This is a genomic window from Sulfitobacter sp., assembly GCF_041552635.1.
Classification (GTDB): Bacteria; Pseudomonadota; Alphaproteobacteria; order Rhodobacterales; family Rhodobacteraceae; genus Sulfitobacter.
This window is the reverse complement of record NZ_JBFEKM010000189.1, coordinates 1-6949: the sequence shown is the minus strand read 5'-3', so window position 1 is coordinate 6949 and position 6949 is coordinate 1. Positions and strand designations below refer to the sequence as shown.

General features: G+C 56.0%; 8 protein-coding genes. 3 read left to right on the top strand and 5 right to left on the bottom strand.

Features of this window, described 5'->3' with window-relative positions; translation table 11 throughout:
• The 5 genes from ABYT07_RS17740 to folK all read right to left on the bottom strand — a co-directional run.
• Positions 1-549, bottom strand: a 549-nt coding sequence (locus ABYT07_RS17740; RefSeq protein ID WP_372993356.1) for a pyridoxine 5'-phosphate synthase, incomplete at its 3' end; no start/stop codon positions are given.
• Positions 533-1228, bottom strand: a complete 696-nt coding sequence (locus ABYT07_RS17735) for a DUF2062 domain-containing protein (protein ID WP_372993355.1) — start codon at positions 1226-1228, stop codon at positions 533-535. The genes ABYT07_RS17735 and ABYT07_RS17740, both read right to left, overlap by 17 nt.
• Positions 1229-1271: 43 nt before the next feature.
• Positions 1272-3413 carry a bifunctional (p)ppGpp synthetase/guanosine-3',5'-bis(diphosphate) 3'-pyrophosphohydrolase gene (locus ABYT07_RS17730; protein WP_372993354.1) on the bottom strand — a complete coding sequence of 714 codons (2142 nt, stop codon included), beginning with the start codon at positions 3411-3413 and terminating at the stop codon, positions 1272-1274.
• A 36-nt stretch (positions 3414-3449) separates the two neighbouring features.
• Positions 3450-3803 (bottom strand): DNA-directed RNA polymerase subunit omega, encoded by a 354-nt coding sequence (rpoZ, locus tag ABYT07_RS17725; RefSeq protein WP_372993353.1) that lies wholly within the window; start codon positions 3801-3803, stop codon positions 3450-3452.
• A 69-nt stretch (positions 3804-3872) separates the two neighbouring features.
• The gene (folK, locus tag ABYT07_RS17720; RefSeq protein ID WP_372993357.1) at positions 3873-4466 is read right to left on the bottom strand and encodes a 2-amino-4-hydroxy-6-hydroxymethyldihydropteridine diphosphokinase; all 594 of its coding nucleotides are present in this window, start codon (positions 4464-4466) and stop codon (positions 3873-3875) included.
• A 141-nt stretch (positions 4467-4607) separates the two neighbouring features.
• Here folK and ABYT07_RS17715 point away from each other — a divergent pair, with 141 nt between their 5' ends.
• The 3 genes from ABYT07_RS17715 to ABYT07_RS17705 all read left to right on the top strand — a co-directional run bounded on the left by ABYT07_RS17715 (position 4608) and on the right by ABYT07_RS17705 (position 6844).
• Entirely contained in the window at positions 4608-5153 is a 546-nt protein-coding gene (locus ABYT07_RS17715) for an NYN domain-containing protein (protein WP_372993352.1), read from the top strand.
• Between the two features lie 291 nt (positions 5154-5444).
• The gene (ispH, locus tag ABYT07_RS17710) at positions 5445-6395 is read left to right on the top strand and encodes a 4-hydroxy-3-methylbut-2-enyl diphosphate reductase (RefSeq protein ID WP_372993351.1); all 951 of its coding nucleotides are present in this window, start codon (positions 5445-5447) and stop codon (positions 6393-6395) included.
• Positions 6392-6844, top strand: a complete 453-nt coding sequence (locus tag ABYT07_RS17705) for a DUF3429 domain-containing protein (RefSeq protein ID WP_372993350.1) — start codon at positions 6392-6394, stop codon at positions 6842-6844. The genes ispH and ABYT07_RS17705 overlap by 4 nt, the downstream gene beginning before the upstream one ends.
• Positions 6845-6949: the final 105 nt, after the last annotated feature.

Below are 6949 nucleotides of genomic sequence, written 5' to 3'. Positions count from 1 at the left end.
CTCCTCGAGCTTTTGCAATTCCTTTTGCGCCTCTTCCCAATGGCCTTCGGCAAAGGCGTCGCAATATGCTCCTGTGTGCAATTCGATGACTTCTGCGCCAATCCGGTTGGCCGCTTCGATCTGGCGTTTTTCGGCGGCGATAAAAATGCTCACGCGGCAACCTGCCTCACGAAGGGGAGCAATGAAATGCGCCAGCTTGTTTTCCTCACGCGCGACCTCAAGCCCACCTTCGGTTGTGCGTTCCTCGCGTTTTTCGGGCACGATGCAAACCGCATGCGGCTTGTGGCGCAGCGCGATCTTTTGCATTTCATCGGTCGCGGCCATCTCAAAGTTAAGGGGCACCGTCAGCACGTCCAGCAGCCCTTCGATATCGGCATCTGTGATGTGGCGGCGGTCTTCGCGCAGATGCGCGGTGATCCCGTCTGCGCCAGCCTCTTGGGCGACGCGCGCCGCGCGCAAAGGATCAGGATAGGCCCCGCCACGGGCATTTCGAACCGTCGCGACATGGTCGATGTTGACCCCAAGCCGTAGCTTACCTTGCTTTGCCATGATCTCTTCCTTCCTGGGCTGTTTGTTCTGCAGCTTTTTTCGCCTCGGCCTTGGCCACTGCTTTTTTCTTGAGCGCCTCGAACTTGGCCTTGATCAGCCCTTTGCGCCGCTTTTGATACGCGCGCAGCAAAGGGACGGACAGGTAATAGCAGATCGTGGCGCAGATCATACCGGGCACGATGCCGCCGATCAGATAGGGATAAAAAATCTCTCGCCAAAACACGGCAAGCCCGGACCAGTCAGCCGTCTGGCTGGTAAACATCGCGATAAAATTCGACAACAGGTCATGCGCCGCATCAAAGAACTTGCCCCCAAAGGACCGATGTTCCCCGTCGATCATGGGGGACCCCAATATCCAATGCCCCATCGACAGTGATGACAGGCCAATCGGCACATAGGTCAGCGGATTGCCAAAAAATGTCGCCATCAAAGCCGCCAGCAGATTCCCCCGCATCGCCCGCGAAATCAGCGCCGCTACGATGAAATGCATGCCGTAGAACGGGGTGAACGTTGTGAATACACCCGCCCAAATGCCCCGTGCGATCCGTTCTGGCGTGTCTGGCAACCGCCGCATCCGGTGCTTGACATAATGAAACGCCCGCGTCCAACCGCCGCGCGGCCACATAAATTCGGCCATGGCGCGTAAAGTCGGCTTTGGATCACGGCGTTTGAAAATCAATGGACAGTCCTTGAGGCATGGTTAGGGTCACCGGTTAAGTGTATTACTTCCCGGACTTTACAAGCTTCATATTTCGGTATCTGCTGATCTCGGCGACCTCGCTCTCTGCTTCAAGAGTGGGCATAAGCGAATGCAGATGCGCAATATCCCGCAGTTCAACGTAGATCAACAACCGGTAAAAATCAGGCTTGCGATCCAAAAATTCCAAATTGGATATATTGGCTTGGGATTGCCCGATCAAGGTGCAAATCCGCCCCAAAACCCCAGCACCATTGCCTATGGTCAGTTCGATTGTGGCACCATATGCCGCTGGGTGCGGACCCTCGTGCCAACGAAGATCAAGCCAACGTTCCGGTTGATCCTCAAAATCGGCAAGCCGCTCGCAGTCAATCGCGTGGATTGTAACCCCTTTACCGCGATATGTTATGCCAATGATCCGTTCACCGGGCAGCGGCTGGCAACACGGCGCACGATCATACGACTGCCCCGGCTCAAGCCCAACAACAGCGCGCTTGCGGTCCACCTGTTCACCGGGCTTGGGCTGCAGGTGCGGATACACGGCCTGAACCAATTCGCTGCCGGTCATTTCCGCTGATCCAAGCCGGGCCAGCAAATCTTCGGGGCCATCAAGACGCAGATTGCGTGCCGCAGTACGCAGAACCTTTTCCGTGGCGGTTTTGTTGATTTGCTCAAAAGCCGAGCGCGCCAATTCCCGCCCCAAACTGACAAAGCGCGCACGGTCCACCTCGCGCAGGGATCGCCGGATCGCCGTCTTGGCCTTGCCGGTGGTGGCAATATCCAACCAAGTGACCTGCGGGGTCTGGCCTTGGGCTGTTATGATTTCTATCGACTGGCCATTCTTGATGCGCGTCCATAACGGCACGCGCATTCCGTCGATCTTGGCACCGACGCAGGCCGACCCGATCCGCGTATGGATCGCATAAGCGAAATCAATCGGGGTGGCACCACGGGGCAGCTTTACCACCTCGCCCTTAGGCGTAAAGCAGAACACCTGATCGGCGTACATCTCAAGCTTGACTGCCTCGAGGAAGTCTTCGTGATCTTCTTCTGAATCAAGCTGTTCGGTCAGCTGTGCCACCCATTTGACCGGATCGACGGCAAAGGGGTTTCGCGACCGCACACCGTCACGATAGGACCAATGCGCCGCAACGCCGGTTTCGGCCACATCATGCATCTGGCGGGTTCTGATCTGCACTTCGACACGCTTGCCGTCACGCCCTGACACCGTCGTGTGGATGGAACGGTATCCGTTGGTCTTGGGCTGGCTGATGTAATCCTTGAAACGTCCGGGCACCGCGCGCCAGCGACGGTGAATGATCCCCAAGGCGCGATAACATTCATCATCAGACGCCATGATCACCCGGAAACCGTAAATGTCGGACAGCCGCGAGAATGATTGTTCCTTCTCCTGCATCTTGCGCCAGATCGAATAGGGTTTCTTTGCGCGACCAAACACCTCTACTTCGACGCCAGCTTTTTCAAGCTCAAGCCGCATGTCGCCGGTGATCCGCTGGATCACATCGCCCGTTTCGCGTTGCAGCGTAATAAAGCGGCGGATTATTGATTGCCGACCTTCGGGGTTCAGCACGCGAAACGCCAGATCCTCAAGCTCTTCTCGCATCCACTGCATGCCCATACGCCCGGCAAGCGGGGCGTAAATATCCATTGTCTCGCGGGCCTTTTGAACCTGCTTGTCAGGGCGCATGGATTTGATCGTGCGCATGTTGTGCAGACGGTCGGCAAGCTTGACCAATATGACCCTCAGGTCTTTCGACATCGCCATGAACAGCTTGCGAAAGTTCTCGGCCTGTTTTGTCTCGGTCGAATTCAGCTGTAGATTGGTTAGCTTGGTCACACCATCGACCAATTCGGCGACGTCCCGACCAAAACGGCTCTCTACCTCGGCATAGGACGCCTTGGTGTCTTCGATCGTGTCGTGCAGCAGGGCGGTAATGATGGTCGCATCGTCCAGCTGCTGTTCGGTCAGGATTGCCGCAACAGAAACCGGGTGCGTGAAATAGGGTTCGCCCGAATGACGGAACTGCCCTTCATGCATCTGCTGGCCATATTCATAGGCCAGCCTGATGTGCTTTTCGTTGGATTTAGGATTATAGGCGCGGACAAGCGCGATAAGATCTTCAGCCGTAATGTCGGCGGTATTCATGCCTGTACTGCCTTATTGCCCCGAAGGGCGCGGGCGCTAGCCCTGCCCTTGCGCTGCCATCAACTGCCGCAGCAGCATTTCTTCGGACATGCTGTCTTCTTCCGGCTTGTCCTGCTCGCCACCCATAAGCAACGCCATTGCGTCTTCTTCGGGCTCGTCAACTACGATCTGGTTCTGGTTGCTCTCGATCAAGCGCTCGCGCAGATCATCAGCCGACTGTGTCTCATCGGCGATTTCCCGCAGGGAAACCACAGGGTTTTTATCATTGTCGCGATCAACGGTCACGGGCGACCCGGCGGCGATTTCGCGAGCACGGTGCGCGGCAAGCATGACAAGCTCGAACCGGTTTGGTACTTTGTCCACACAATCTTCGACGGTGACGCGGGCCATAGGATGATCCAATCATGATATCTATAAGAAGCCGACTATCTAGAAGCCTTCCGCGGAATTTACAAGGTCTTATTGTGCCAATCTCACGCTATCTTTATCTTCTTTTGGCAGGGCATCGAGCATCTGCAAAACACTTAACCCCAAGACAGGATGCACCCAGTCCGGCGCAATATCGGCAAGCGGGACAAGCACGAACGCACGGTCCTGCAAACGTGGATGCGGTAAAACAAGCTGGTTCGGGGCGTGCTTCATCTGGTCATCAAGGGCCAGCATACGCCAATATCCTTGCGTTTGCAGATCAGGGCAAACTTGTGACCCATGCGTCAAAAGGTCCAGATCAACGCTCCGCGCGCCCCACCTGACACTTCTTTCGCGGCCAAGCTCTGCTTCAACCTCGTGAAGAAGACTTAAAACCTGGGCAGGAGCCAAATCTGTATCAACCGCTATCGCAGCGTTAACAAAATCAGGGCCGGAGCCTGACGGAAACGCAGGAGTCGCATAAAGCTGGCTCAACTTGCGAATCGTCATTCCCTTTTCCTTAACAAGATCAACAGCCTTTAAGATGGTTTCCCGAGGCCCACCCACAACTGTAGATTGATTACTACCCAATCCGATCAGCACAGTACTACTACCTTTAGGCGAACGTTTGCCTTGTAAACCCATTGTATCCACTTGCCGCTTCCTCAAATATCCTTAGATATGCCCGTGATATCGGCTGATTTCATCTCCGAGTGTCTCTGCTCCGGATTGGAGCGTTCACTATGCATATCAGAAATTGAAACGGCCATTTAAGAAAGGCACACCATGTTTTACAAAGACGAACGTCTAGCGTTGTTTATAGACGGGTCAAATCTTTACGCTGCCGCGAAAAGTCTTGGATTCGATATCGACTATAAATTGCTGCGCCAAGAATTTATGCGTCGCGGCAAATTGCTGCGCGCGTTCTATTACACGGCGCTGCTTGAAAATGAAGAATATTCTCCGATCCGGCCTCTGGTCGATTGGCTGAACTACAACGGCTTTTCCATGGTCACAAAGCCAGCCAAAGAATACACAGACAGCATGGGCCGCCGCAAAGTGAAGGGCAACATGGATATCGAACTGGCCGTCGATGCGATGGAACTGGCCCCGCATCTGGACCACATCGTTATCTTCTCAGGTGATGGCGACTTCCGCCCGTTGGTTGAAAGCCTTCAACGCCAGGGCGTTCGGGTTTCCGTGGTCAGCACGATTCGCAGCCAGCCCCCTATGATATCGGATGATCTGCGCCGTCAGGTCGATAATTTCATCGAACTCGAAGACTTACGCGACGTTATCGGACGCCCTGCACGCGACGTCATCGACGACTGATGGCCAGTGCCCGCGCCCCTCAAACAGGGCGAGTGGGTGCAGATGTATAAAAACGGTTTCGATGCAGATTAACACGCTCTCTGCCTCGTCTATTGATCAGGATAAAAATCACCGGCTTTGCCCTCATTCTGAGGGAAATTCGCGTGGACGGCAGAATTGCCCGGCAAACGGTTAATCGCACCCCTTGCATCACGCACGGCCATCCTGCCCCCCCCAAAAAACGCGCTGCGCCACTGGTCTGGACGCCACCTCGTGCAGCATTTACCAATGGGGCAAGCCAAGGAGACCGCCATGTCTAAACCGCCTCTCATTCTTTACCTTGCGGCACCACGCGGGTTTTGCGCCGGCGTGGACCGCGCCATCAAGATCGTCGAGATGGCGATCGAGAAATGGGGTGCGCCTGTCTATGTGCGTCATGAAATCGTGCATAATAAATTCGTCGTCGACGGCCTGCGTGACAAAGGTGCCATCTTTGTCGAGGAACTTTCTGAATGTCCCGATGACAGGCCGGTGATTTTTTCCGCCCATGGTGTGCCCAAAGCGGTCCCGGCCAAGGCCGAAGCCCGCAACATGGTCTATGTCGATGCCACCTGCCCCCTTGTCAGCAAGGTCCACATCGAGGCACAGCGCCATGCCGATGCAGGCCTGCAAATGATCATGATCGGCCACGCGGGCCACCCCGAAACCGTCGGCACCATGGGCCAGCTTCCCGAGGGCGAAGTCCTGCTGGTCGAGACCCCCGATGACGTTACCGTTGTCGATGTACGCGATCCGGAAAAGCTGGCTTATGTCACGCAAACCACGCTGAGTGTTGATGACACTGCCGATATCGTGGCTGCGCTTACGGCGCGATTCCCTGCCATTGTTGGCCCGCACAAGGAAGATATCTGCTATGCCACCACCAACCGTCAGGAAGCGGTCAAAGCGATGGCCCCCAAATGCGACGCGATGCTGGTTGTGGGTGCGCCAAACTCGTCCAATTCACGCCGACTGGTCGAGGTCGGATCGCGCGCAGGCTGCAGCTATGCACAACTGGTACAGCGCGCCACAGACATTGATTGGCGCAGCCTTGATGGCATCACAAGTATTGGCATCACCGCAGGCGCTTCAGCGCCGGAGCAGTTGATCAACGAGGTCATAGACGCCTTCAAGGACCGTTATGACGTGACCACCGAACTGGTGGAAACCGCCGTTGAAAACGTCGAATTCAAAGTTCCCCGCGTGCTTAGGGTGCCCGCATGAACGGCGTGCCGCGCGCCCCGCTTTTGCTTGGGCTGGCCGGGCTTATCCCGTTTGTTTGGGGCGCTTTGACCACGCTCAGCGATCCATTGGCGACATGGGGGGCGGCCAATCTGGGCGGGCGGTTTATTGGTCCGTATATCCAGCTGTTTTACGGTGCCGTCATTTTATCCTTCATGTCCGGTGTCTTGTGGGGTTTTGCCACCAAAGCCACGGGCGCGCGGGCGGCCACGGGCTATGCCTTGTCGGTCATCCCCGCGCTTTGGGCATTTTTCATGACGGGCAATGGGCCGGTCGGCGCGGGTCTGAATTTGATGTTCGGCTTTGCCGGACTTCTGGTGCTGGATTTCGCGTTTTGGCGGTGGGGCCTTGCCCCTGAATGGTGGCTAAAACTTCGTGTGCTGCTGACCGCAATAGTACTGCTTTGCCTCAGCACCGGGGTGTTTCTGTGACAGACCCGCAAACCCTTGGCGTTTACGCCACCAAGGCCGATGAATACGCAAACGTCACCGCAGGTCTGGCACGCGATCCGTTACTTTCTGCGTTCATCAAAGCCG

What these genes read in the sequence shown, in the direction of transcription:
- ABYT07_RS17730 (WP_372993354.1), bottom strand. Translation starts at nt 3,413, where the DNA reads ATGAATACCGCCGACATTACGGCTGAAGATCTTATCGCGCTTGTCCGC.
- rpoZ (WP_372993353.1), bottom strand. Translation starts at nt 3,803, where the DNA reads ATGGCCCGCGTCACCGTCGAAGATTGTGTGGACAAAGTACCAAACCGG.
- folK (WP_372993357.1), bottom strand. Translation starts at nt 4,466, where the DNA reads ATGGGTTTACAAGGCAAACGTTCGCCTAAAGGTAGTAGTACTGTGCTG.
- ABYT07_RS17715 (WP_372993352.1), top strand. Translation starts at nt 4,608, where the DNA reads ATGTTTTACAAAGACGAACGTCTAGCGTTGTTTATAGACGGGTCAAAT.
- ispH (WP_372993351.1), top strand. Translation starts at nt 5,445, where the DNA reads ATGTCTAAACCGCCTCTCATTCTTTACCTTGCGGCACCACGCGGGTTT.
- ABYT07_RS17705 (WP_372993350.1), top strand. Translation starts at nt 6,392, where the DNA reads ATGAACGGCGTGCCGCGCGCCCCGCTTTTGCTTGGGCTGGCCGGGCTT.